Here is a 22,655-nt window from a genome sequence, read left to right as displayed (position 1 = left end):
CGCGCGTTAATCTGCGGCGAAACCAGCGCCGAAGCCGATCCTGGCTGGACCCCCCCGGCGCTTGTACGACAGGAGCACCACTCATGCGCCGGATTTCCCGGATCACGGTCGCAGGCGCGGCGACCGCCTCGCTGGCCCTCGCCCTCGCGGCCTGCGGCGGCACCTCGTCCTCGTCCAGCTCGTCCTCCGAGTCGGACGGCGCGGACAAGGGCCTCGCCATCGCCTACGACGTCGGCGGCAAGGGCGACCAGTCCTTCAACGACGCCGCGTACGCCGGTCTGGAGCAGGCGCAGCAGGAATTCGGCTACCAGACCGAGGACGTCGAGCCCACCGAGGGCGAGACCGACGCGGACAAGCAGCAGCGTCTGGAGTCCCTGGCCCGCCAGGGCTACAACCCGGTCGTCGGGGTCGGCTACGCCTACGCGACGGCCCTGAAGGCCGCGGCGGAGAAGTACCCGGACACCACCTTCGGCATCGTGGACGACTCCACGATCGAGGCGACGAACGTCGCCGACCTGGTCTTCTCCGAGGAGCAGGCGTCGTATCTCGCCGGTGTCGCCGCCGCCAAGAGCACCGAGAGCGATGTCGTCGGCTTCGTCGGCGGCGTGGACATCCCGCTGATCCACAAGTTCCAGGCCGGCTTCGAGCAGGGCGTCAAGGACACCGACCCCAAGGTCGAGGTGCTCACCCAGTATCTGACGCAGACGGCCGAGGAGGGCGGCTTCTCCAGCCCGGACAAGGGCAAGACCGCCGCCGAGGGCCAGATCGAGAAGAAGGCCGACGTGGTGTACGCCGCGGCCGGTCTGTCCGGTCAGGGCGTCATCGAGGCCGCCTCCGCCAGCAAGGTGTGGGCGATCGGTGTCGACTCCGACCAGTACCAGCAGGAAGCGCTCGCGCAGTACAAGGACTCCATCCTCACCTCCGCCACGAAGGACGTCGCCAAGGCGGTCTTCAACCTCGCGAAGTCCGTCGAGGACGGCAAGCCCGAGACCGGTATCGTCAAGGGCGATCTGAAGACCGGCGAGGTCGGACTGGCGGATTCCAACCCGCAGTTCGCGGACGACGCCGAGCTGCAGACCGCCATCGACACGGCCAAGGAGAAGATCATCAGCGGCGAGATCACGGTGAAGAGCAGCTGAGCACCACCGAGCGGCATCAGCGGTACCTCTGATACCGGAGGTACCGGCATCAGCGGTACGAGCATTCTGAGCAGCGTGTAACCACGGGGTCACGTCCGCTCAACGGGGTACGGGGAGGCTGTCTCCCGGTACCCCGTTGTCTCGGTGCGTGGCCCCCCTCGTAGATATGCCGTAGGGGCGCTACGCGTGTAGATGACCCCCCTCGACCCCGTTTGCATGGGAGAGTGCGCCATCAACGCGTCCAGCAGCCCTCCGGCCTCTGCGGCGGCGGGCGGTCAGGCGACCGCCGTCGAACTCGCCGGGATCACCAAACGATTCCCCGGCGTCGTGGCCAACCACGACATCCACCTCACCGTCCGCAAGGGCACCGTCCACGCCCTCGTCGGCGAGAACGGCGCCGGCAAGTCGACGCTGATGAAGATCCTGTACGGCATGCAGAAACCGGACGAGGGCGTCATCGCCGTCGATGGCGAGAAAGTCACCTTCTCCTCGCCCGCCGACGCCATCGCCCGCGGCATCGGCATGGTCCACCAGCACTTCATGCTCGCCGACAACCTCACGGTCCTGGAGAACGTGGTCCTCGGCAGCGAGAAGCTGTACGGCATCGGCGCCCGCGCCCGCCGCCGGATCAAGGAGCTGTCCGAGCGCTACGGCCTGGACGTCCGGCCCGATCTGCTGGTCGAGGAGCTGGGCGTCGCCGCCCGTCAGCGTGTGGAGATCCTCAAGGTCCTCTACCGGGGCGCCACCACCCTGATCCTGGACGAGCCGACCGCCGTCCTCGTCCCGCAGGAGGTCGACGCCCTCTTCGTGAACCTGCGCGAGCTGACCGCCGAGGGCCTGTCGGTCATCTTCATCTCGCACAAGCTGGGCGAGGTGCTCTCCGTCGCCGACGAGATCACCGTCATACGCCGGGGTACCACGGTCGGTACGGCCGTCCCCGCCGAGACCACCACCAAGCAGCTCGCCGAGATGATGGTCGGCAGCGAGCTGCCCACCCCCCACACCGGGGACTCCACGGTCACCGACCGGCCGGTCATCGCCGTCGACAAGCTGCGCCTGGTCGCCCCCGGCGGCAAGGCCCTGCTGGACGACATCACCTTCACCATCCACGCGGGCGAGGTGCTCGGCATCGCGGGCGTCGAGGGCAACGGCCAGACCGAACTGGTGGACGCCCTCATCGGTCTGCGCTCCGCCGACTCCGGGACCATCGTCCTGGCCGAACAGGAGATCACCTCCTGGGCCACCCGCAAGCGCCGTGAGCAGGGCATCGGCTACATCCCCGAGGACCGCCACCGGCACGGACTGCTCCTCGAAGCGCCCCTGTGGGAGAACCGTATCCTCGGCCATGTCACCGAGAAGCCCAACTCCAAGGGCGTCTGGCTGGACCTCAAGGCCGCGCAGGCCGACACCCGCCGGATCGTCGAGGAGTACGACGTCCGCACCCCCGGCATCGACGTCACCGCCGCCTCGCTGTCCGGCGGCAACCAGCAGAAGCTGATCGTCGGCCGCGAGATGAGCCACCAGCCGCGCTTCCTGATCGCCGCCCACCCCACGAGGGGCGTGGACGTCGGCGCCCAGGCCGCGATCTGGGACCACATCCGCGACGCCCGCCGCGAGGGCCTGGCCGTGCTGCTGATCTCCGCCGACCTGGACGAGCTGATCGGCCTCTCCGACACCCTGCGGGTCATCTACAACGGCCGCCTCGTCGCCGACGCGAACCCGGCCGACATCACCCCCGAGCAACTCGGCTCCGCGATGACCGGCGCCTCCACCGGCCACCTGGACGAGGACAGCCCGGAGACGCTGGGCGACCCGGAGGCCCCCGGGACGCCCGGGACACCCGAGGCACCCGGGACACCCGAGGCCCTGGGTGCCCCGCAGACCGACACCACGACCGACACCGCGACCGTGACCGATTCCGGTACCGCGACCGCGACCGTGACCGTGACCGCGAACGACACCGACACCGCCACCGACACCGTGACCGCCACCCACACCGCGACGGGCACCGACACCGCGACCGGCAAGACCGGACCGTCCCCCGCGTCTCCGGAAGACGAGGCCCGCTGATGAAGAAGTTCGACAAGGAGCGGATGCTCCTCGCGGTGGCCGGACCGGTCATCGCGCTCGCCGTGGCCTTCGTGCTCAGCGCGATCGTGCTGATCGCCTCGGGCAAGAACCCGGTCGAGCCGTTCGCCCTGATGTTCGAGCAGGCCGGTTTCTCCGACATCCAGGTACTGATCATCAACCAGGCGTCGATGTACTACATCGCCGCCCTCGCGGTGGCCATCGGCTTCCGGATGAACCTGTTCAACATCGGCGTCGACGGCCAGTACCAGCTCGCCGCCATGACCGCCGCCGTCGTGGGCGCCCACGCCAACCTCCCGGCCGTCATCCAGATCCCGCTGCTGCTGCTCACCGCCATGTGCACCGGCGCCTTCTGGTCCGGCATCGCCGGTGTCCTCAAGGTCACCCGGGGGGTCAGCGAGGTGGTGGCGACGATCATGCTCAACGCCATCGCCACCGCCGTCATCGCCTACATGTGGCTGCCGGACGTCTTCGGCGTCAAGGTCGGCAACAACAACACCACCGGCGAGATGTACGAGTCCGGCTGGGTGCCCGGCATCGACATGGGCGCGGCCGGTGAGATCTACGGCCTGGTGGTCCTCGCCGTCCTCCTCGGCATCGGCTACTGGGTCACCCTCAACCGGACCCGCTTCGGCTTCGACCTGCGCGCCTCCGGCGCCTCCGAGACCGCCGCGGCGGCCAGCGGCGTCGAGCCCAAGCGGATGGTGCTCACCGCCATGCTGATCTCCGGTGCCATCGCCGGACTCGCGGGCCTGCCGATCCTGCTCGGCGACACCCACACCTACAGCCTGAACTTCCCGACCGGCATCGGCTTCCTCGGCATCGGCATCGCCCTGCTCGGCCGGAACAACCCGGTCGGCATCGCCTTCGCCGCGCTGCTGTGGGCCTGGCTCGACAAGTCGTCGCCCGAGCTGGACTTCCACGGGTACGACAAGGAGATCGCCGTCATCATGCAGGGCCTGATCGTGCTCTCGGTCGTCGTCTCCTACGAGGCCGTCCGCGAGTGGGGCCTGCGCCGCCAGCAGCGCCGGGTCGGCGCCGAACTCGCCGCCGGTCATGTCCTCGGCGCCACCGGCACCGACAACACCACGAAGGAGGTGGCTGGCCGATGACGACCGTGACCGACCTCAACCAGCCCACGCGGCAGCCCGCGGCGCCGACCGGCCGCCGCTTGACCCTGCCCGTCCTGCTGCTGATCATCGCCGGGGGACTGGCGCTGACCTCGCTCGTCCGGATCATCACCGGCGCCGACGGCATCACCAACGTCAGCCAGATGTCCACCGCCCTCCAGCTCGCCGTGCCCATCGGCCTCGCCGGTCTCGGCGGACTGTGGGCCGAGCGCGCGGGCGTGGTCAACATCGGCCTCGAAGGCATGCTGATCCTCGGCACCTGGTTCGGCGCCTGGGCCGGATTCCAGTGGGGCCCGTGGACCGGTGTCCTCGTCGGCATCATCGGCGGCTGCCTCGGCGGACTGCTGCACGCCATCGTCACCGTCACCTTCAACGTCAACCACATCGTCTCCGGTGTGGCCATCAACATCCTCGCCCTGGGCGCCACCCGCTATCTCGCGCCGCTCGCCTTCGAGGGCCACCAGGGCGGCTCCGCCAAGCAGTCCCCGCCGGTCGAGTCGCTCGGCCACTTCACCGTGCCAGGACTGTCCGACTGGCTCCGGGATCTCAACGAACAGGGCTGGTTCTTCGTCTCCGACATCGCCGGACTGCTCGGCGGTCTGGTCACCAATGTCTCCTGGCTGACCCTGATCGCCGTCGCGCTGATCCCCGCCACCTGGTGGATCCTGTGGCGCACCGCGTTCGGCCTGCGGCTGCGCTCCTGCGGCGAGAACCCGGTCGCCGCCGAGTCGCTCGGCGTCAACGTCTACAAGTACAAGTACCTGGCGGTCATCATCTCCGGCGGCCTGGCGGGCCTCGGCGGTGTCTTCCTGTCCATCGTCGCCAACCCCTTCTATCTGGAGGGCCAGGTCAGCGGGCGCGGTTACATCGGCCTCGCCGCGATGATCTTCGGCAACTGGATGCCGGGCGGCCTCGCCATCGGCGCGGGCCTGTTCGGCTACACCGACAGCCTGAATCTGCGCGGCGGCTCGGAGAACGTCCACGCCCTCCTGCTGCTCGCCGCCCTGCTGCTGATCATCGGCGCGATCTGGATGGCCGTACGCAAGAAATACGTCAAGGCCGCCATCACCCTCGTCATCGGCGCCCTGGTCTTCGCCTGGTACGCGGGCACCAACGAGGTCCCCAACCAGGTCGTCTCGGCCACGCCGTACGTCATCACGCTGGTCGTCCTCGCGCTCTCCGCGCAACGGCTGCGGATGCCGAAGGCGGACGGGATGCCGTACCGCAAGGGACAGGGCAAGTGAGCGGGCCGGCGAGCACCGCCGCCGCCGGGCCCGACTGGGCGGCGCTGCGCGGACGCGCCCGCGAGGCCATGACCCACGCCTACGCGCCCTACTCCGGCTATCCGGTAGGGGTCGCGGCCCTGGTCGACGACGGCCGCACGGTCTCCGGCTGCAATGTGGAGAACGCGAGCTACGGCCTCAGCCTGTGCGCCGAGTGCGGGCTGGTCTCCGAGCTGCAACGCACCGGCGGCGGCCGGCTGACCCACTTCACCTGCGTCGACGGCAACGGCGACCTCCTCGTCCCGTGCGGCCGCTGCCGCCAGCTGCTGTACGAGTTCGGCGGCCCGGGCCTGCTGGTGGACACCCCGGCGGGAATCCTGCCCCTGTCGGACATGCTCCCGCAGGCTTTCGGGCCCGGCCACCTCGCCGGATAGCCCGCTCCCCGCGGCCCCTCCGAGCCCCCCACCCGGAGGGGCCGCCCCCTCAGTCCTGGAAAATCCTGGATGCCCTAGATGTCCTGGAAGTTCTGAAAGTCCTGGAAGGAACCTCACCCATGGCCATGGACGCCATCTCCGTCATCCGCGCCAAGCGGGACCGCGGGGAGCTGAGCGACGCGCAGATCGACTGGGTCATCGACGCGTACACGCGCGGCGAGGTCGCCGACGAACAGATGTCGGCGCTCGCGATGGCCATCCTGCTCAACGGCATGAACCGGCGCGAGATCGCCCGCTGGACGGCGGCGATGATCGCGTCCGGCGAGCGCATGGACTTCTCGGCGCTGTCCCGCCCGACCGCCGACAAGCACTCCACGGGCGGCGTCGGCGACAAGATCACCCTCCCGCTGGCCCCCCTCGTGGCCGCGTGCGGCGCGGCCGTCCCCCAGCTCTCCGGCCGGGGTCTGGGCCACACCGGCGGCACCCTGGACAAACTGGAGTCCATCCCCGGCTGGCGGGCATCCCTGTCGAACGACGAGATGCTGTCGGTCCTGAACGGCGCCGGAGCGGTGATCTGCGCGGCGGGCGACGGCCTGGCCCCGGCCGACAAGAAGCTGTACGCCCTGCGGGACGTGACCGGCACGGTGGAGGCCATCCCGCTGATCGCCTCCTCCATCATGTCCAAGAAGATCGCGGAGGGTACGGGCTCCCTGGTCCTGGACGTCAAGGTGGGCAGCGGCGCCTTCATGAAGACCCTCGCCGACGCCCGTGAACTGGCCGCCACGATGGTCGGCCTCGGCACCGACCACGGCGTCCGCACGGTCGCCCTCCTCACGGACATGGCCACCCCGCTGGGCCGCACCGCCGGAAACGCCCTGGAGGTCCGCGAGTCGGTCGAGGTCCTGGCCGGCGGCGGCCCCTCCGACGTGGTCGAACTGACCCTCGCCCTGGCCCGCGAGATGCTCACCGCGGCCGGCCTGCCCGACGCCGACCCGGCGAAGGCCCTGGCCGACGGCTCGGCGATGGACGTCTGGCGCCGGATGATCACCGCCCAGGGCGGCGACCCCGACGCCCAGCTCCCGGTGTCCCGCGAACACCACACCGTACGGGCCCCCGCCACCGGCGTCCTGACCCGCCTGGACGCCTACGACATCGGCGTCGCCGCCTGGCGCCTGGGCGCGGGCCGCGCCCGCAAGGAGGACCCGGTACAGCCGGGCGCCGGAGTAGAACTCCACGCCAAGCCCGGCGACTTGATCACGGAGGGCCACCCCCTCCTCACCCTCCACACCGACACCGCGGACCGCTTCGAATACGCCCTGGAGTCTTTGACGGACGCGTACGACATCGCGCCCCCGGGGACGACGTTCACCGCGTCGCCGGTGGTGCTGGAGCGGATCGCCTGAGCCGGGCGGGGCGGGCGGGACTCGTACGGGTGAACGGGAACGGTGGAGCCCCGGCTCACCCGAGCAACGCCGCCACCACCACCAGCACCGGCACCGACAGCACCGTCGACAGCAGGATCGACTCCCGGGCCAGCACCTCCCCCACCCGGTAGCGGCTCGCGTAGGTGAAGAGGTTCTGGGCGGCGGGGAGGGCCGAGGTCACCACCACGTCGAGCAGGGCCGCGCCCTTGAGGCCGAAGACGGCCGCCGCCAGGGCCCAGGCGAGGAGGGGCTGGGCCAGGGATTTCAGGGAGACGGCGAGCAGCACCGGAGCCCGGTCCGCGCCCCGCAGGGGCAGGGTGCTGCCGTGCAGGGAGATGCCGAAGGCCAGCAGCACGGCGGGCACGGACATGTTCCCGATCAGGACCAGGGGGTCCAGGACCGGACCCGGCACCCGCACACCCGTCGCCGACACCGCCACCCCGGCCAGGGAACCGACCGCTATCGGATTGCGGAGCGGCGTCAGCAGCACCTGCCACAGCGGCCGTTTCGCGCCGCCGCCCTGCGTCAGGTCCAGGATCGTCATGGCGATCGGCGTGACCCCGATCAGCTGGAACAGCAGCACCGGCGCCACCAGTGACGCGTCCCCCAGCACATACACCGCGATCGGGATGCCCAGATTCCCGGCATTCACATAACTGGCGCACAGCGCACCGATCGTGGTGCGGCCCACACCCCAGCGGCGTACGACGGCCACCGCCACGAACACCGCCGCCACCGCCACCGTGCTCAGCGCCGTCACCAGCAACCGGCTGGAGAAGATCACCGAGAGGTCGGCCGCCGCGAGCGTGGTGAACAGCAGCGCGGGCGACGCCACATGGAAGGCCAGCTTGGTGAGCACCTCGCGGCCCTGCTCACCGAGATGCCCCTGTACGTCGATGAGATACCCGACGACGATCACCACCGCGATCACCGCGAACCCGCTCAACACCCCCTGCACGACACCCCCATGACGGAAGGTCGGGCTCCGGATATCGCGGGCGGGGGTGATCCTTGGGGCATACAGCCAACCCTCGGGGGAGGGAGCCGCCCAGGTCAAGGCCGTCTCACGGCACACCGGGCCAACCCCTGCCGTCACCCGCGATGAATTACGCCCGCCGCGCCGGTCTACCGCACGTGGACGCCATGCCCCCTGCCGAGATCGTGCTCGCCGGCCCTGTCACCCGGGACGAGGTGACCGGGCTGTGCGACGACGTACGGACGCTGCTGGCGGCCACGGGCGCCCCGGCGGTGGTGTGCGATGTCGCGGGGCTCGGGCCACCGGGGCTGGCGGCCGTCGACCTGCTGGCGCGGCTGGAACTCGCCGCCCGCCGCTCCGGCGGCCGGATCCGGCTCCGCGCCCCGGACCTCGCCCTACGCGCCCTCCTCGATCTCGTCGGCCTCCGCTTCGAGATGGAGGGGCAGCCCGAACAGCGGGAACCAGCGCTGAGTGTCGAGGAAGCAGTGGAATCCAGTGATCCGCCCGTCTGAGACCTCCAGCACCTGCACCGCCCACGGGGAGTAACCGCCCGCCTCCGGGTCCGGCTTGTAGTGCGCGAACCCGGGCAGGCCGTTGACCTGCACCGAGCGCAGCTTGGAGCCCGCGCAGCCCGCGCCGAGGGTGGTCATGAAGCCGGTGATGTCCACCGGGCCGGTGAGCCACAGGTCGAACGGCGGCATGGTCATGATCGCGTCTTCGTGCAGCAGCGCCGTCAGGGCCGCCATGTCGTACCCCTCGAAGGCGGCGACATAGCGCTCCAGCAGCTTCTGCTGCTCCTCGTCCAGCGGGTCCGACACGGCCGCGTCGGCGCCCTTGTCCTCGCGCTCGGCGAGGGTCGCGCGGGCGCGCTGAAGGGCACTGTTGACGCTCGCGACGGAGGTACCGAGCAGCTCGGCGACCTCGCTGGCCTTCCACGCCAGCACCTCGCGCAGGATCAGCACCGCGCGCTGCTTGGGCGGCAGCTGCTGGAGCGCCGCCATGAAGGCGAGCCGCACGGACTCCTTGGCGACCGCCGCCTCCGCCGGGTCGGCGGTCGAGGGCAGCACCCGGGAGTCCGGTACGGGCTCCAGCCAGGTGTGGTCCGGGCGCGGCGCCAGCGCGGCCTGGGCCAGCGGCGTCGCCGCGGTGAGATCCATGGGCCGGGCCCGTTTGTTCCCCGCGTTCAGCATGTCCAGACACACATTCGTCGCGATGCGGTAGAGCCAGGAGCGGACGCTGGACCGGCCCTCGAACTTGTCATAACTCCGCCACGCGCGCACCAGAGTGTCCTGCACCGCGTCCTCCGCCTCGAAGGAGGACCCGAGCATCCGGTAGCAGTAGCCCGTCAGCTCGACCCGGTGCTTCTCCAGCGTCGAGTCGATGTCCGTCGTGGTCGTCGCCGTGCCCTTGGTCATCGTCCACCCACCCCTGCGGCCGTTCCGTTCCGCCACACGCCTCATTGCGCCCAGCACCTTGGAAGCTACCCCAGCCCACTGACAATGGCCCCCGCAGCAACCAAACGCCCAGCTCAGAGGGGGTACATCTCACCCTCCCGCGGCGCGCACCCCCGACCGGCCCAGACCTGGCAACGGCGACCGGCCCAGACCTGGCAACGGCCGCGACGGCAACGCCCTAGGGGCGCGGGGCTGTATCCATGTGCGGCTCCGCCGCGTGGGCGCGACCAGCCACAACAAACCCGCACCCGAACACCGAACCGGACGCCCCCAGCCCCCCCGCTAAGCCCGCGCAGCGACCCGCGCGGCCCGAGACCCCACCCCCGTGATCCCCACAACCCCCACCACCGCCAGCAACCCGACCCCCACGGTCCCGCCCCACCCCCCGGCGTGGAACGCGACCGCCCCCACCGTGCTCCCGGCGCTGGCGCCGACGTAGTACGCCGACTGATACAGCGCCGCGGCCTGCGCCCGCCCCACCGTCGCCGTCTTGCTGACCGCCGACGACGCCACCGCGTGCCCCGCGAAGAACCCGGCGGTGATCAGCACCAGCCCCACCAGCACCAGCCCCAGCGAGTCCGACAACGACAGCGTCAGCCCCGCCGCCGTGGTCCCCCCGGCCAGATACAGCGCCCCGCGCCGCCCCAGCCGGCCGACCAGCCGCCCGGCGGTGGACGCCGACACCGTACCCACCAGATACACCAGGAAGATCGACCCGACGACCCCCTGCGGCAGCGAGAACGGCGCCTCGGTCAGCCGGTACCCGATCACCGTGTACACCCCGCCGAACACGGTCATGAACAGCGCGCCGATCGCGTACAGCCGCCGCAGCAGCGGATCGGCCAGATGCCCCCGTACGGTCGCCACCAGCACCCCCGGCCGCAGCGATCCCGGCGTGAAGTTCCGCGGCGCGGGCAGCAGCAGCCGGAACGCGACCGCGCACCCCACCGCCATCAGCCCCAGCGCGCCCAGCGCCACCCGCCAGCCCCACTCCTGCGCGACCCAGCCGGTCAGCACCCGGCCGCTCATGCCGCCCACACTGTTGCCCGCGACGAACAGCCCGATCGCCGTGATCAGCGCCCTCGGCCGGACCTCCTCCGCCAGATACGCCGTCGCCGACGCCGGCACCCCCGCCAGCGCCGCGCCCTGCACCGCGCGCAGCGCGACCAGCGCGGTCAGCGACGGCGCGAACGGGATCACCACCGCGACGGCCACCGCCACCACCAGCGACGCGGTCATGACCGTACGCCTGCCGAACCGTTCCGACAGGGCGCTCATCGGGATCACGAACAGCGCCAGCCCGCCGGTCGACGCGGCCACCGTCCAGCTCGCCTCGCCCGCGCTCACCCCGAAGTCCGCGGAGATCAGCGGCAGCAGCGCCTGCGTCGAGTACAGCAGCGCGAAGGTGGCGACCCCGGCCAGGAAGAGGGCGAAACTCATCCGGCGGTAGCCGGGCCCGCCGGGGGACAGCCGCGCATCGGCGGGAGGGGGGACATCGGAAACGGAGGGGACTGAGGGGACGGAGGGGGCGGCGCCCAGGGTGCTGGACGCCCCGGTACTGGCGGGAGTCATGCCAAGAAGCGTGCTCCCCGCCCCGCTCATCCGTCCAATGCATGGAATCGTCATAATCGTTCCCATGAAGCATCAGCAGAGGTCACAGGGGCGACTGTCACCGAGCAGTGACACAGAAGACATCGTCGCCCTGCTCGCCCCCCGCCTGGTCCACTTCGCCGGAGTCGCCCGCACCGAGCACGTCACCCGGGCCGCCCAGGAGATGAACGTCCCCCAGTCCACCCTTTCCCGTTCCCTGGTCCGCCTCGAACAGGACCTCGGCGTCGACCTGTTCGCCCGCCGCGGCCGTACGGTCGCCCTGACCACCGCCGGTCACACCTTCCTGGCCTCCGTCGAACGCGCCCTCGCGGAGATCGAGCGCGCCGCCGAGGAGGTCCGCGCGGACGCCGACCCGGCCACCGGCAAGGTCGCCTTCGGGTTTCTGCACACCATGGGCGCCGAGACCGTCCCCGGCCTGCTGCACGCCTTCCGCGCGGACCATCCCCGCGTGCGCTTCTCCCTGGTCCAGAACCACGGCGAGGCCATGCTCGAAACCCTGCGCGCCGGTGCACTCGACCTCTGTCTGACCTCGCCGGTCCCCGACGCCCCCGACCTGGTCGCCCGCCGCCTGGACGAACAGAAACTCCGCCTGGTCGTCCCCCGCGACCACCGTCTCGCCACCCGCCGGCGCATCCGCCTGGCCGAGGCCGCCGAGGAAACCTTCGTCACCCTGGAACCCGGCTACGGCATGCGCCGCATCACCGACGACCTGTGCCGCGAGGCGGGTTTCCGCCCCCGCGTCGCCTTCGAGGGCGAGGAGACGGAAACCCTGCGCGGCCTGGTCGCCGCGGGCCTGGGCGTGGCCCTGCTCCCCCCACCGACGGTCCCCCGCCCCGAAGTAGCGGAACTCACGGTCACCGCCCCCAGAGCAGCCCGAGAGATCGGCGTCGCCTGGCTGGCGGACCGCCCCGACACCCCACCGGTGGCAGCTTTCAAGAAGTTCCTGTTGTCAAGAAGAGGCAACCTGCTCCCCACGTGAGCGGCAACGCCCCCTATTGGGGGCGCGGGGAACTGCGCAAACAACCACAGCGAACCCGCACCGAAAGAACGACCGCCCCCACACACACACAGGGGCGCGGGGAACTGCGCGACCAGCCACAACAAACCCGCACCCGAAATACAACCGCCCCGCAACGGCCTACCGATACGCCCGCCCAAACCCAGAGGCCAGCGGCATACGCAACCCCAACGGCGGCGGCGCGGCCAGCGCATCCCGCACGGGCCGCGCGAACGCCTTCCCGAACAACGCCCCCATCACAAAATCCGACGACAACGCCAGCACCTCATCCCGGTACTGATGCAACCCGTGCCGATCCGCGTGCACTTCGAACCGGCACACATCCCGGTTCGACTTCTTCGCCCGCGCCGCCAGCCGGAAGGACAGCTCCGGATCCGTCCGCTCGTCATTCGTGCCGTGCACGATCAGCACCCGCCGCCCCACCAGCTGTTTCACCGGTTCGGGCGACGCCGCGACATCCTCCTCGGGCAGCCAGGGGGCAATCGCCAGTACGGAGTTGACGGCCTCGTGCCCGGCCGCGTGCAGCGCGGCCCGCCCGCCCATGTCGAGCCCGGCGAGACAGATCGGCACATCGCCGTAGCGCCGCACCACCTCGTCGGCGGCCCACAGCGCGTCGTGCGCGAGGACGGCATCGGTGCCGTTCCAGCCGCGGTAGCGGTAGTGGACGACATGCGCGGTCAGACCCTCGTCCCGTCCGGCGCGCAGCAGCCGGCGGCCCAGACCGCGCATGGATGCCGTCGCCAACATGGGGGAGGGCTTGCGGTGTGAGACCGCGTCACCGCCGGGAAGGAGCAGGACCACCGCGCTGACCGCCGTCGGCTCCGGGCCGAGGGCCCGCCCCAGCCGGGCGCGGCGCACCGGCGTCGCTTGCTGTGCCATGACAGAACAGTGTCAGAAGAGACGGTGTACCCGACCCGTCGTCGGGGTCACTGTTACGTATCGACGGCACTGCGGAGCGGTGATCTACGCGCGTAGGAGTTAGAGTGCGTCAATGACGAGCCAGACTGACCGGATGCGGACCATCCCGAGCCCGGACCAGATCCGCCGGGCACCCAAGGTTCTGCTGCACGACCACCTCGACGGCGGCCTTCGCCCCGGCACGATCGTCGACCTCGCCCGTGACACGGGCTACAGCGCCCTCCCCGAGACCGACGCCGACAAACTCGGCATCTGGTTCCGCGAGGCCGCCGACTCCGGGTCGCTGGAGCGCTATCTGGAGACCTTCTCGCACACCGTCGGCGTCATGCAGACCCGTGCCGCGCTGGTCCGGGTCGCCGCCGAGTGCGCCGAGGACCTCGCCGCCGACGGAGTCGTCTACGCCGAGGTGCGCTACGCCCCCGAGCAGCACCTCGCGCAGGGCCTGACCCTCGAAGAGGTCGTCGAGGCCGTCACCGAAGGGTTCCGCGAGGGCGAGCGGCGGGCCCGCGCCGACGGGAACCGGATCCGGGTCGGCGCCCTGCTCACCGCCATGCGGCACGCCGCCCGCGCCCTGGAGATCGCCGAACTCGCCAACCGCTACCGCGACCTGGGCGTCGTCGGCTTCGACATCGCGGGCGCCGAGGCCGGCTACCCGCCCACCCGTCATCTCGACGCCTTCGAGTACCTCAAGCGCGAGAACAACCACTTCACCATCCACGCCGGAGAAGCCTTCGGACTGCCCTCCATCTGGCAGGCCCTCCAGTGGTGCGGCGCCGACCGGCTCGGCCACGGCGTCCGGATCATCGACGACATCGAGGTCGCCGAGGACGGCGGGGTGACGCTCGGCCGGCTCGCCGCCTACGTCCGCGACAAGCGCATCCCGCTGGAGCTGTGCCCCAGCTCCAACCTCCAGACCGGCGCCGCCGCCTCCTACGCCGAGCACCCCATCGGCCTGCTGCGGCGACTGCACTTCCGCGCCACCGTCAACACCGACAATCGTCTGATGTCCGGCACCAGCATGAGCCGGGAATTCGAGCACCTCGTCGACGCATTCGGATACACGCTCGATGACATGCAATGGTTCTCCGTCAATGCTATGAAGTCAGCATTCATTCCTTTCGATGAACGACTGGCGATGATCAATGACGTGATCAAGCCCGGTTACGCCGAGCTGAAATCCGAATGGCTGTTCCGGCAGACCGCCTCCACCAGCGGTTCTGTCGACGGTCAGGGCTGAACGGGCGACCCCGCGGGTCCCCGAATGCGGGCGGGTGTTCACCACTCGTCCGCATTTCGATGTTTGCGGCCGGGGCGTTCGCGTGTTTACGTTCGGGGCCCGTTCTCGATCCCTGTTCCGTTCATTTCAAGGACGCATTCACGATGAAGCAGTCTGCTGCCAAGACCCTCGGTGTCGCCGCTCTCGGTGCCGCCTTCGCCGCCACCGGCGCCGGTGCCGCCAACGCCGCCCCGGCAGCCCTTCCCGACGCCACGCAGGCGCTGGACACCGTCACCCGCACCCTCCCCGCCGAGAACATCGCCCAGGTGCTGCCCGGCGCCGGCGAGGCCCTGCACCAGGGCCAGAACGCGCTCGGCACCGGCCTCGCCGCCGCCCAGCCGGCCGCCCAGAGCGTCCTCGCCAAGGGCCCGACCCAGCCCGCCGCCGGTCTGCTCGGCGGTCTGCCGGTCAAGGGCCTGCCCACGCACGGCCTGCCGCTGAACGGGATTCCGCTGGGCTGACCCGGCCGCCCGCCGATCCCCGACCGCCGGGGCGCACCCCACATCATGTGGAGTGCGCCCCGGCGCCGTTTCCGCACGCTCCCACCGGGAGCCCACCGGGAGCGCGCCGCCCTCACCAGGCCGTACGGGCCGCCTTCTCCTCCGACGGGAGGAATATCCACAGGGCGAGGTACAGCAGGAACTGCGGGCCCGGCAGCAGACAGGACACCAGGAAGATCACACGCATGGTCGTCGCGGACGTGCCGAAGCGCCGGGCCAGCGCGGCGCACACACCGCCGATGACGCGGCCGTTGGTGGGGCGGGCGAGGCGGGACATGGCTGCTCCTTCGTGAGCGTCGCTACGGGCCCTCGATCCGGGGCCTCATCTGGTATCCACCGTACGAAGACGAACCCGCCCGAGCGTCGCTCTACGGGGCGATCCCGACCCTGGGAATCGTCGGGGTACGACCCTGAGCGGCCTCGTCCTGGGGGAGGGCACCGCCCTCGACCCCCGGTCGGAGCGGCGGGCGGGCGGCGCGGCGGCGCAGCGACGCGCGGGCGGCCGGGACGATCGCGACGTGCGCCAGCAGCACCCCGGCGGTGTTCAGCAGCAGCGAGTCGACGTCCGTCACCTGGCCGGGGACCCCGGTCTGGAGCAGTTCGATGCCGAGCGAGATCAGGGTCCCGGCGGCGATGGTGCGCAGCATCGACGCGAGCGGGGAGACGTACAGGCGTCCGCCGACCGCCGGGAGCAGGACGCCCAGCGGGGCCAGCAGTGCCGTGCTCGCGCCGATGCGCCATGCGGCCTGCGGCCAGCCCAGTGCGAGGTCGGCACGGATGCCGGCGAGCGGGTGGAGATTGGCGGGCGCGACCCAGGGGACGTCCAGTGGACGCAGCGTCAGCCATCCGACGAACGCGAGGTGTGCGACGAGGAGGACGGCTCCTGTCGCCCGGATGCGGGAGCTGCTGCCGCCGCCCATCGAGCCTTGACGCTGCACGATCCCCTAGACGCGGGGGGCGGTGGGATCGGTTCCGTGGGGGTGGGGGAGCGGGGGGTGAGGTGTACGACACATCGGTGTGGGGGCGTTCGGTTGTGGTGTGGGTGCGGGTGGGTGGGGGCTGGTCGCGCAGTTCCCCGCGCCCCTTGGGGCGTTGGTGCTCGCGCCCATCGCACAGTCTCCCGGCACGCCCGCCTGTCTCAGCCTGCCGTCACTTCTTCCGACGGGGGGTCCTGGGCGGCGGGGCTGTTGCGGACCTCGTCGGTGCATTCGTAGCGGCGTAGCGGGGTGCCGTGGGGGCCGCCCAGGATGACCGAGCCGTCGCCCTCGGCGGCCTCGGAGTCGGAGAAGGTGCAGACGATCTGGGCGAGGGCGTAGGTGGTGAGGTCGGTGGGGGGCACGTCGAGGCGCAGGGTGTCGTCGGGGTCGTCACCCTGCGGGCCGGTCACCACCAGGCCGTAGCGGACGTCCGTCGTGTAGCCGGCCTCCTTCTCGGCGGCCGTCGGCGGCTGGGCGAGCTGGTCCAGGAGGCCCTGCGCGACCTGGACCCGCCGGGGGGCCGCCACCGCGTCCGGCGAGATCTCCACCAGCCGGTCCAGCGGCACCAGCGAGGACCCGCACAGCAGGAACAGCTGCGCAGGGAAGCCCAGGGCGGTCCGGGAGGTGACCTCCTCCCCGGTGAGCGAGCAGTGCGCCCGCGAGGGGGCCGCCCCGAAGTCGGTCGGCACCTCCGTCGCCCGGATCCCGCAGCCCGTGAGCAGCGCGGCGAGCACCGGAAGGGACAGGAGGGACCGGAGGGACGGGCGGGGCAGGCGGGACAGCGGAGGCCGCTGGGGGCGTCGTGCGGTCATTTCTCGGTCCCGTTCTCGCGCGGGCGCTCTTCCTCGTCCGCCAGCGCCACCTCGGTGCTGTCCTGCGGCAGCCGCAGGGTGAACACGGCGCCGCCCTCAGGGGAGTTCTCGGCGGTGATCTCACCGCCGTGGATGTGGGCGTTCTCCAGGGCGATGGACAGGCCCAGGCCGCTGCCCTCGGAGCGCGGGCGGGAGGCGCTCGCCTTGTAGAAGCGGTCGAAGACATGGGGGAGGACGTCCTCGGGGATGCCGGGGCCGTGGTCGCGCACCCGGATCACCACCTCCTCGCCGTCGGTCTGCTCCACGCGCACCGACACCCGTACCGGGGAGCCGCCGTGCTTGAGGGCGTTGCCGACCAGGTTGGCGAGGATCACGTCCAGGCGGCGCGGGTCGAGCCGGGCGTGGATGCCGCGCTCGGCGTCCAGGTCCACCGCGTCCAGCCAGGCGCGGGCGTCGATACAGGCGGTGATCTGGTCGGCGACGTCCACGTCGTCCAGCACCAGCCGGGCGGTGCCCGCGTCGAAGCGGGTGACCTCCATCAGGTTCTCCACCAGGTCGTTCAGCCGGCGTGTCTCGCTCACCACCAGCCGTACCGCCGGTTCGATCATCGGGTCGAGGCCGCCGCTCTCGGAGTCCAGCTCCTCCTCCAGCACCTCGGTGACGGCGGTGATCGCGGTCAGCGGCGTACGCAGCTCATGGCTCATGTCGGCGACGAACCGGCGGGACGCCTCGTCACGGGCGGCCATGTCGTCCACCCGCTTCTCCAGTGCCTCGGCCGCCTTGTTGAAGGTCCGCGACAGATCCGCCAGTTCATCGGTCCCGGACACCCGCAGCCTGGTGTCCAGCCGGCCCTCGCCGAGCCGCCGCGCGGCCACCCCCAGCCGCTGCACCGGCTTGAGCACGGTCGTGGCCGCGGCCTGCGCCAGCAGCGCCGAGCCGATCAGGGCCAGCCCGGTGGCGATCCCCAGCGACCAGGCCAGCGAGTTGAGATCCTTCGCCTCCGGCTCCAGCGACTTGAGCATGTACCCGGTCGCCCCACCGCCGATCACCCGCGTCCCGGCCACCAGATAGGGCGTGCCGTCGTCCACGATCCGCTGCCAGTACAGGTGGTACGGGGCCGTATTGCCGTCGCTGACCGGCTGGCGCTTGTCCACCGCCGTACGCAGCGACTCGGGCACGTCCTGGAGGCTGAAGCCGCTCAGCCCGCCGGAGCTGCCGGACACGGTCCGGTCCTGGGCGTTCTCCGCGACCAGCAGCACGGTGAAGCGCTGGCTGCTGTTGCCGGCCATCTGGCTCGCAGTGAGCTGCAACTCGGCCTGTCCCGGTTGCTCGGGCAGCGAACCCGCCCGGTTCTGCATCTCCTGCTGGAAGTCGCGCAGCACCGCGTCCTGGGTGCGGGTGAGCACCGCCTCGCGGTTCAGCCAGTAGGCGATCGCCGACGCCGACACCGCCGCGGTCAGCGCGACCAGCCCGAAGACCACCACCAGGCGCAGCCTCAGAGTGGTGAAGCGCAGCCCGGACAGCACCGTCCTGCGCGCCGCGGCCCAGCCGCGGACCCCCCGTTCCGGCTGGGTCACTGAGGCGGATCCAGCCGGTAGCCGACACCTCGTACGGTACGGATCAGCGACGGGGAGGACGGCACGTCCTCGACCTTGGCGCGCAGCCGCTGCACACAGGCGTCCACCAGCCGCGAGTCGCCCAGATAGTCGTGCTCCCACACCAGGCGCAGCAGCTGCTGGCGGGAGAGCGCCTGACCGGGCCGCCGGCTCAGCTCCAGGAGCAGCCGCAGCTCGGTCGGGGTGAGCTGGAGATCCTCGCCGTTCTTGGTGACGGTCATCGCGGCCCGGTCGATGACCAGGCCGCCGAAGGTCGCCGCGTCGTTCGCCTCCCGCTCGCCGCGGCGCAGCACCGCGCGGATCCGGGCGTCCAGCACCCGGCCCTGCACGGGTTTGACCACGTAGTCGTCGGCACCGGACTCCAGACCGACCACCACGTCGATGTCGTCGCTGCGCGCGGTCAGCAGGATGATCGGCAGCTGGTCGGTGCGCCGGATCCGCCGGCACACCTCGAAGCCGTCGATCCCGGGCAGCATCACATCCAGCACGATCAGGTCCGGCCGCTGCTCACGGAGCAGTTTCAGACCGTCCTCACCGCTGGCAGCGGTCGCCACCCGGTGTCCCTGGCGCGTCAGTGAGAGCTCCAGGGCCGTCCGGATGGCGTCGTCGTCCTCGATCAGCAACAGGGAAGGCACAGGGCTCATTCTGGCCCATGGAGGGTGCGGTGTTCGACCTGTGGGTGGGGATCAACCGTGGAGAGGGCGTGGGGGACGCATATATGAACCCTGTGCGTGATCTTGGAAGTTACGGTCACAGACCCCTGTTGCAGGTCTGTGACAGTCGGCGGACACAGCGATGAAAGTGCCGGGGCAAGCTTCTCGGCACGAGCACAGGAGTACGGCCCGGCCGGGCCGGACACCGAGGGCCGAACACCGGAAGTCCACGACGGGGGGCGCGAGATGAACACGCTGCACGGCACCAGCACCAGCGCAGTGGTCACGCGTCTGCACGACCTGAACGGGGGCCGGGGTTCCGAGAAGTCCGGCGTCACGGGTGGGCGGGGGTGCGCTCGTGGCGCCGGGCGTCAGCACACCGTCCATATGACGGTGGTTGACGCCTTCACGGGGGAGGCGCACGGGGGGGACGCGTACAGGGAGGGATCGGGGGAGCGGCGCTCGGTGTCGGAGGTGGAGTTCACCGCCTACGTCCAGGAGCGCCGCGCCTCCCTGTACGCCACCGCGTACCACCTCACCGGTGACCGGTTCGAGGCCGAGGATCTGTTGCAGAGCGCGCTGTTCTCGACGTACCGGGCCTGGGACCGGATCAGTGACAAGGCGGCGGTCGGCGGATATCTCCGCCGGACCATGACCAACCTGCACATCAGCGCGTGGCGCCGCCGCAAGCTCAACGAGTACCCGACCGAGGAACTGCCGGAGACGCCCGGCGACACGGACGCGATGCGCGGCACCGAACTGCGCGCGGTCCTGTGGCAGGCGCTCACCCGGCTGCCGGAACTCCAGCGCACCATGCTGGTCCTGCGCTACTACGAGGGCCGCACGGACCCGGAGATCGCGGAGATCCTCGACATCAGTGTGGGCACGGTCAAGTCCAGCATCTGGCGCTCGCTGCGCCGGCTGCGCGACGACGAGGTCCTGAGCTTCGGCCGTGACCAGGAGGACGCCTTCGGCGAACTGGTCGCCTGACCGGTCACCCGAAGGTTCGGGGGAAGAAAGAAAAAAGTTCCTCGGGGGGTGTATCAGGGGGACGGTACGGGGGTCTTGTCTACGGGTCCGGGGGAAGCACCTGGCACTGCATGGGCCCTGGGGGGGGAAGTACGGGGGAAAGTACGGGGGAGCTACGGGGGTAGCAAGAAAAGAGAGAAGGGAAACACGGGGGAACACGGGGGAGCACCACAGGGAGCGGGACTGGAGGGCCGGGGGGTCCATCCAGTCCCGCTCTCTGTTGTCCGGTTTCTACGGTGTACTGCCAGCCCTGGTGCAGCGGCCCGCCGCCGCTGCCGCCAGGCGGCCCATCGCCTCGTCGCGGTCGCAGGGGTGGGCGCCGAGGCCGGTCTGGTGGGCGATGATCGAGCGCTCGGCGCGCATCAGCCGCCAGCCGCGGCGCAGCAGGAACGCCGCCGACTTGCGGCCCTCCTTGAGATCGCGCAGGAAGCGGCGGCGGAACGTCCGGACCGGGCCGCGGTTCAGGCAGAGCGCGTCGGCGAGGACCCCGAGGTCCCGGCAGCGCCGCACTATCTCGGCGGCGAAGATGCCCTCCGCGACGAACAGCGGGGTGCGGCCGATGTCCACGCTGTCCTCGCCCGTGCGGGCGCTGCGCGCGATGTCGTAGACCGGGACGGAGGTACGGCCCGTGCGGCACAGGGCGGTGATCGCGCTGACGGCCGCGTCGGCGTCCCAGGAGCCGGGGTGGTCCCAGTCGATGTCGGAGCTTCCCGCCACCAGCGGCAGCGTCGGGTCGTCACCCTCCTTGTAGAAGTCGTCCAGGCGCAGCACCGGGAGGCCGGAGCGCTGGGCGAGAAGGGACTTGCCGGAGCCGGACGGGCCGCAGAGCAGCACGACCCGGGTGGGTATGGGCGGATGGGAACTCACGGGACCTCAGTGTGCGGCATGGGTGGCCGCCCCACGAGACCGCGGGTCGGCTTTGAAGCGCGCGTCACATCTCAACTACCCTTTGTGCTGAAATGGTTACCTCGTGTGATGTCTGACGTGTGATGAAAGGTGGCACTGGTGTCCCTACGCCAGAATTCGCTCGCTGTGCTGGCTTTGGCGGGAGCGGCCGTGGGCGCGGCCTCGGGTGCCGCCGCCGCGGCCGACGGTGAGCCGGTGGTCGATGTGATGCGTACGCGTCCGACCTCGCTGGGAAACATCGATCCTCAGGCCGGGCTCGCCGCGGCCATCGGCGTCCTGCCGTATGTGACCGGGCCGGTGGCCGGGCTCAAGCCGAATCCGCTGGCGGGGACGGGGGTCGATCCTCTCGACAACGGGGTGGGAACGCAGCTCGCCGACTTCCAGCCGGTCACTTCGAAGATGCTGACGGGGCCGGTCGCTCAGGCTCCGTCCGTGGGGAGTCTGCCTTTGGTGGGGCAGTTGCTGGGCGGCTAGTGCGGGTTGGCGGGGGCCGGCCGCATGGCTGCCTTTGGCGCCATGCGGCCAGGGGTGCGGTCCTTGTCCCGTACGAGGTCCCGTACGAGGTCCGGTACGGCGTCTAGTACGACGAACCCGCCGCGCCCAGCGCCCCCGTCGGGTGCCATACCGTCTTCGTCTCCAGGAACGCCGTCATGCGGTCGGTGCCCGGGGTCTGGGTCCAGTCGTCCACAGGCTGTGGGCGCAGGACTCGCTTCAGGTTGTCGGCCGCCGCGATCTCCAGGTCCTTCGCCAGGGACGCGTCCGCGCCCGCCAGGTCGATCGCGTTGACGTCCTGGTGGGAGGCCAGGGGCGTGGCGATCTCCGGCGTACGGCCGGAGAGGATGTTGACCACTCCGCCGGGGACGTCGGAGGTGGCCAGGACCTCGGCCAGGGACAGCGCCGGGAGCGGGAACTTCTCGCTGGTCACCACCACCGCCGTGTTGCCGGTGGCGATCACCGGGGCCAGCACCGAGACCAGGCCCAGGAAGGATGAGTCCTGGGGGGCCAGTACGGCTACCACGCCCGTGGGCTCGGGGGAGGACAGGTTGAAGTACGGGCCCGCCACCGGGTTGGTGCCGCCGGTCACCTGGGCGATCTTGTCGGTCCAGCCCGCGTACCAGATCCAGCGGTCGATGGCCGCGTCCACCGCCGTAGCCGCCTTGGACTTCGAGATGCCCTCGGCCTCGGCGACCTCGCGGACGAACTGGTCCCTGCGGCCCTCCAGCATCTCCGCCACGCGGTAGAGGATCTGGCCGCGGTTGTAGGCGGTGGCGCCGGACCAGGCGCCGAACGCCTTGCGGGCGGCCACGACCGCGTCCCGGGCGTCCTTGCGGGAGGCCAGGGGCGCGTTCGCCAGCCACTTGCCCTTCGAGTCGGTCACCTCGTACACCCGGCCGCTCTCGGAACGCGGGAACTTCCCGCCGACGTACAGCTTGTAGGTCTTGAAGACGGACAGGCGATCAACAGTGCTCAT

The 22,655-nt window shown here is 70.9% G+C and carries 22 protein-coding genes and 1 pseudogene; 12 read left to right on the top strand and 11 right to left on the bottom strand.

Annotated features, from left to right (window positions below):
* Positions 1–83: 83 nt before the first annotated feature.
* From ACFRFC_RS14695 to ACFRFC_RS14670, 6 genes and pseudogenes are all read left to right on the top strand, one after another.
* Positions 84–1,139, top strand: coding sequence for a BMP family protein (locus ACFRFC_RS14695; RefSeq protein ID WP_382680547.1), 1,056 nt, complete (start codon positions 84–86; stop codon positions 1,137–1,139).
* Between the two features lie 216 nt (positions 1,140–1,355).
* Positions 1,356–2,984 (top strand): annotated as a pseudogene (locus ACFRFC_RS14690) (ABC transporter ATP-binding protein); the annotation flags it as partial.
* A 224-nt stretch (positions 2,985–3,208) separates the two neighbouring features.
* Positions 3,209–4,339 carry an ABC transporter permease gene (locus tag ACFRFC_RS14685; protein ID WP_382680548.1) on the top strand — a complete coding sequence of 377 codons (1,131 nt, stop codon included), beginning with the start codon at positions 3,209–3,211 and terminating at the stop codon, positions 4,337–4,339.
* A complete protein-coding gene (locus tag ACFRFC_RS14680) occupies positions 4,336–5,601 on the top strand; it encodes an ABC transporter permease (RefSeq protein ID WP_382680549.1) in 1,266 nt (421 codons plus the stop codon). The genes ACFRFC_RS14685 and ACFRFC_RS14680 overlap by 4 nt, the downstream gene beginning before the upstream one ends.
* Positions 5,598–6,014, top strand: coding sequence for a cytidine deaminase (locus ACFRFC_RS14675; protein WP_382680550.1), 417 nt, complete (start codon positions 5,598–5,600; stop codon positions 6,012–6,014). Before ACFRFC_RS14680 ends, ACFRFC_RS14675 begins: the two co-directional genes overlap by 4 nt.
* A gap of 119 nt (positions 6,015–6,133) precedes the next feature.
* Entirely contained in the window at positions 6,134–7,417 is a 1,284-nt protein-coding gene (locus ACFRFC_RS14670; protein ID WP_382680551.1) for a thymidine phosphorylase, read from the top strand.
* A gap of 55 nt (positions 7,418–7,472) precedes the next feature.
* Here ACFRFC_RS14670 and ACFRFC_RS14665 read toward each other — a convergent pair whose 3' ends face one another.
* Positions 7,473–8,396, bottom strand: a complete 924-nt coding sequence (locus ACFRFC_RS14665; RefSeq protein WP_382680552.1) for an AEC family transporter — start codon at positions 8,394–8,396, stop codon at positions 7,473–7,475.
* A 143-nt stretch (positions 8,397–8,539) separates the two neighbouring features.
* On the opposite strand from ACFRFC_RS14665, the gene ACFRFC_RS14660 reads away from it, so the two are divergent.
* Positions 8,540–8,926, top strand: coding sequence for an STAS domain-containing protein (locus tag ACFRFC_RS14660; protein WP_382680553.1), 387 nt, complete (start codon positions 8,540–8,542; stop codon positions 8,924–8,926).
* Here ACFRFC_RS14660 and ACFRFC_RS14655 read toward each other — a convergent pair.
* Both ACFRFC_RS14655 and ACFRFC_RS14650 read right to left on the bottom strand, forming a co-directional pair.
* A complete protein-coding gene (locus ACFRFC_RS14655) occupies positions 8,810–9,829 on the bottom strand; it encodes a sigma-70 family RNA polymerase sigma factor (RefSeq protein ID WP_382680554.1) in 1,020 nt (339 codons plus the stop codon). The genes ACFRFC_RS14660 and ACFRFC_RS14655 overlap by 117 nt on opposite strands.
* A gap of 321 nt (positions 9,830–10,150) precedes the next feature.
* Positions 10,151–11,440 (bottom strand): MFS transporter, encoded by a 1,290-nt coding sequence (locus ACFRFC_RS14650; RefSeq protein WP_382680555.1) that lies wholly within the window; start codon positions 11,438–11,440, stop codon positions 10,151–10,153.
* A 64-nt stretch (positions 11,441–11,504) separates the two neighbouring features.
* On the opposite strand from ACFRFC_RS14650, the gene ACFRFC_RS14645 reads away from it, so the two are divergent.
* Positions 11,505–12,458, top strand: a complete 954-nt coding sequence (locus ACFRFC_RS14645; RefSeq protein WP_382680556.1) for a LysR family transcriptional regulator — start codon at positions 11,505–11,507, stop codon at positions 12,456–12,458.
* A 159-nt stretch (positions 12,459–12,617) separates the two neighbouring features.
* Here ACFRFC_RS14645 and ACFRFC_RS14640 read toward each other — a convergent pair whose 3' ends face one another.
* Positions 12,618–13,376, bottom strand: coding sequence for an alpha/beta hydrolase (locus ACFRFC_RS14640; RefSeq protein WP_382680557.1), 759 nt, complete (start codon positions 13,374–13,376; stop codon positions 12,618–12,620).
* A 112-nt stretch (positions 13,377–13,488) separates the two neighbouring features.
* On the opposite strand from ACFRFC_RS14640, the gene ACFRFC_RS14635 reads away from it, so the two are divergent.
* A complete protein-coding gene (locus tag ACFRFC_RS14635) occupies positions 13,489–14,652 on the top strand; it encodes an adenosine deaminase (protein ID WP_382680558.1) in 1,164 nt (387 codons plus the stop codon).
* A 143-nt stretch (positions 14,653–14,795) separates the two neighbouring features.
* Positions 14,796–15,152: an ATP-binding protein gene (locus tag ACFRFC_RS14630; RefSeq protein WP_382680559.1), complete on the top strand. Its 357-nt coding sequence runs from the start codon at positions 14,796–14,798 to the stop codon at positions 15,150–15,152.
* Between the two features lie 112 nt (positions 15,153–15,264).
* Here the strand turns inward: ACFRFC_RS14630 and ACFRFC_RS14625 are convergent, their stop codons facing one another.
* The 5 genes from ACFRFC_RS14625 to afsQ1 all read right to left on the bottom strand — a co-directional run bounded on the left by ACFRFC_RS14625 (position 15,265) and on the right by afsQ1 (position 19,231).
* Positions 15,265–15,468 (bottom strand): PspC domain-containing protein, encoded by a 204-nt coding sequence (locus ACFRFC_RS14625; RefSeq protein ID WP_382680560.1) that lies wholly within the window; start codon positions 15,466–15,468, stop codon positions 15,265–15,267.
* Positions 15,469–15,559: 91 nt separating this feature from the next.
* Entirely contained in the window at positions 15,560–16,129 is a 570-nt protein-coding gene (locus ACFRFC_RS14620; RefSeq protein ID WP_382680561.1) for a VanZ family protein, read from the bottom strand.
* Between the two features lie 200 nt (positions 16,130–16,329).
* Positions 16,330–16,980 (bottom strand): hypothetical protein, encoded by a 651-nt coding sequence (locus ACFRFC_RS14615; protein WP_382680562.1) that lies wholly within the window; start codon positions 16,978–16,980, stop codon positions 16,330–16,332.
* On the bottom strand, positions 16,977–18,557 hold the full coding sequence (locus ACFRFC_RS14610) for an ATP-binding protein (RefSeq protein ID WP_382680563.1): 1,581 nt from the start codon (positions 18,555–18,557) through the stop codon (positions 16,977–16,979). Before ACFRFC_RS14610 ends, ACFRFC_RS14615 begins: the two co-directional genes overlap by 4 nt.
* The gene (afsQ1, locus tag ACFRFC_RS14605; RefSeq protein WP_382680564.1) at positions 18,554–19,231 is read right to left on the bottom strand and encodes a two-component system response regulator AfsQ1; all 678 of its coding nucleotides are present in this window, start codon (positions 19,229–19,231) and stop codon (positions 18,554–18,556) included. The genes ACFRFC_RS14610 and afsQ1 overlap by 4 nt, the downstream gene beginning before the upstream one ends.
* Positions 19,232–19,495: 264 nt before the next feature.
* Here afsQ1 and ACFRFC_RS14600 point away from each other — a divergent pair, with 264 nt between their 5' ends.
* Complete coding sequence (locus ACFRFC_RS14600; protein ID WP_382680565.1) at positions 19,496–20,239, top strand: SigE family RNA polymerase sigma factor; 744 nt, start codon at positions 19,496–19,498, stop codon at positions 20,237–20,239.
* A 270-nt stretch (positions 20,240–20,509) separates the two neighbouring features.
* On the opposite strand, the gene ACFRFC_RS14595 is transcribed toward ACFRFC_RS14600, so the two are convergent.
* Positions 20,510–21,145: a uridine kinase gene (locus ACFRFC_RS14595; RefSeq protein ID WP_382680566.1), complete on the bottom strand. Its 636-nt coding sequence runs from the start codon at positions 21,143–21,145 to the stop codon at positions 20,510–20,512.
* 138 nt (positions 21,146–21,283) lie between these two features.
* Between ACFRFC_RS14595 and ACFRFC_RS14590 the strand changes: the two genes are divergently transcribed.
* A complete protein-coding gene (locus ACFRFC_RS14590; protein ID WP_382680567.1) occupies positions 21,284–21,658 on the top strand; it encodes a hypothetical protein in 375 nt (124 codons plus the stop codon).
* Positions 21,659–21,761: 103 nt separating this feature from the next.
* Here ACFRFC_RS14590 and ACFRFC_RS14585 read toward each other — a convergent pair whose 3' ends face one another.
* Entirely contained in the window at positions 21,762–22,655 is an 894-nt protein-coding gene (locus ACFRFC_RS14585) for an aldehyde dehydrogenase family protein (RefSeq protein ID WP_382680568.1), read from the bottom strand.

Origin of the sequence: Streptomyces sp. NPDC056734, assembly GCF_042790455.1 — a bacterium.
Taxonomy (GTDB): Bacteria; Actinomycetota; Actinomycetes; order Streptomycetales; family Streptomycetaceae; genus Streptomyces.
The sequence above is the reverse complement of the archived record's forward strand: the minus strand, read 5'-3'. Positions and strand labels throughout refer to the sequence as shown.

Coding starts and splice junctions, on each gene's coding strand:
- ACFRFC_RS14695 (WP_382680547.1), top strand. CDS start 84: ATGCGCCGGATTTCCCGGATCACGGTCGCAGGCGCGGCGACCGCCTCG.
- ACFRFC_RS14685 (WP_382680548.1), top strand. CDS start 3,209: ATGAAGAAGTTCGACAAGGAGCGGATGCTCCTCGCGGTGGCCGGACCG.
- ACFRFC_RS14680 (WP_382680549.1), top strand. CDS start 4,336: ATGACGACCGTGACCGACCTCAACCAGCCCACGCGGCAGCCCGCGGCG.
- ACFRFC_RS14670 (WP_382680551.1), top strand. CDS start 6,134: ATGGCCATGGACGCCATCTCCGTCATCCGCGCCAAGCGGGACCGCGGG.
- ACFRFC_RS14660 (WP_382680553.1), top strand. CDS start 8,540: ATGAATTACGCCCGCCGCGCCGGTCTACCGCACGTGGACGCCATGCCC.
- ACFRFC_RS14655 (WP_382680554.1), bottom strand. CDS start 9,829: ATGACCAAGGGCACGGCGACGACCACGACGGACATCGACTCGACGCTG.
- ACFRFC_RS14650 (WP_382680555.1), bottom strand. CDS start 11,440: ATGACTCCCGCCAGTACCGGGGCGTCCAGCACCCTGGGCGCCGCCCCC.
- ACFRFC_RS14645 (WP_382680556.1), top strand. CDS start 11,505: ATGAAGCATCAGCAGAGGTCACAGGGGCGACTGTCACCGAGCAGTGAC.
- ACFRFC_RS14640 (WP_382680557.1), bottom strand. CDS start 13,376: ATGGCACAGCAAGCGACGCCGGTGCGCCGCGCCCGGCTGGGGCGGGCC.
- ACFRFC_RS14635 (WP_382680558.1), top strand. CDS start 13,489: ATGACGAGCCAGACTGACCGGATGCGGACCATCCCGAGCCCGGACCAG.
- ACFRFC_RS14630 (WP_382680559.1), top strand. CDS start 14,796: ATGAAGCAGTCTGCTGCCAAGACCCTCGGTGTCGCCGCTCTCGGTGCC.
- ACFRFC_RS14625 (WP_382680560.1), bottom strand. CDS start 15,468: ATGTCCCGCCTCGCCCGCCCCACCAACGGCCGCGTCATCGGCGGTGTG.
- ACFRFC_RS14615 (WP_382680562.1), bottom strand. CDS start 16,980: ATGACCGCACGACGCCCCCAGCGGCCTCCGCTGTCCCGCCTGCCCCGC.
- ACFRFC_RS14600 (WP_382680565.1), top strand. CDS start 19,496: ATGAACACGCTGCACGGCACCAGCACCAGCGCAGTGGTCACGCGTCTG.
- ACFRFC_RS14585 (WP_382680568.1), bottom strand. CDS start 22,655: ATGAGCACTGTTGATCGCCTGTCCGTCTTCAAGACCTACAAGCTGTAC.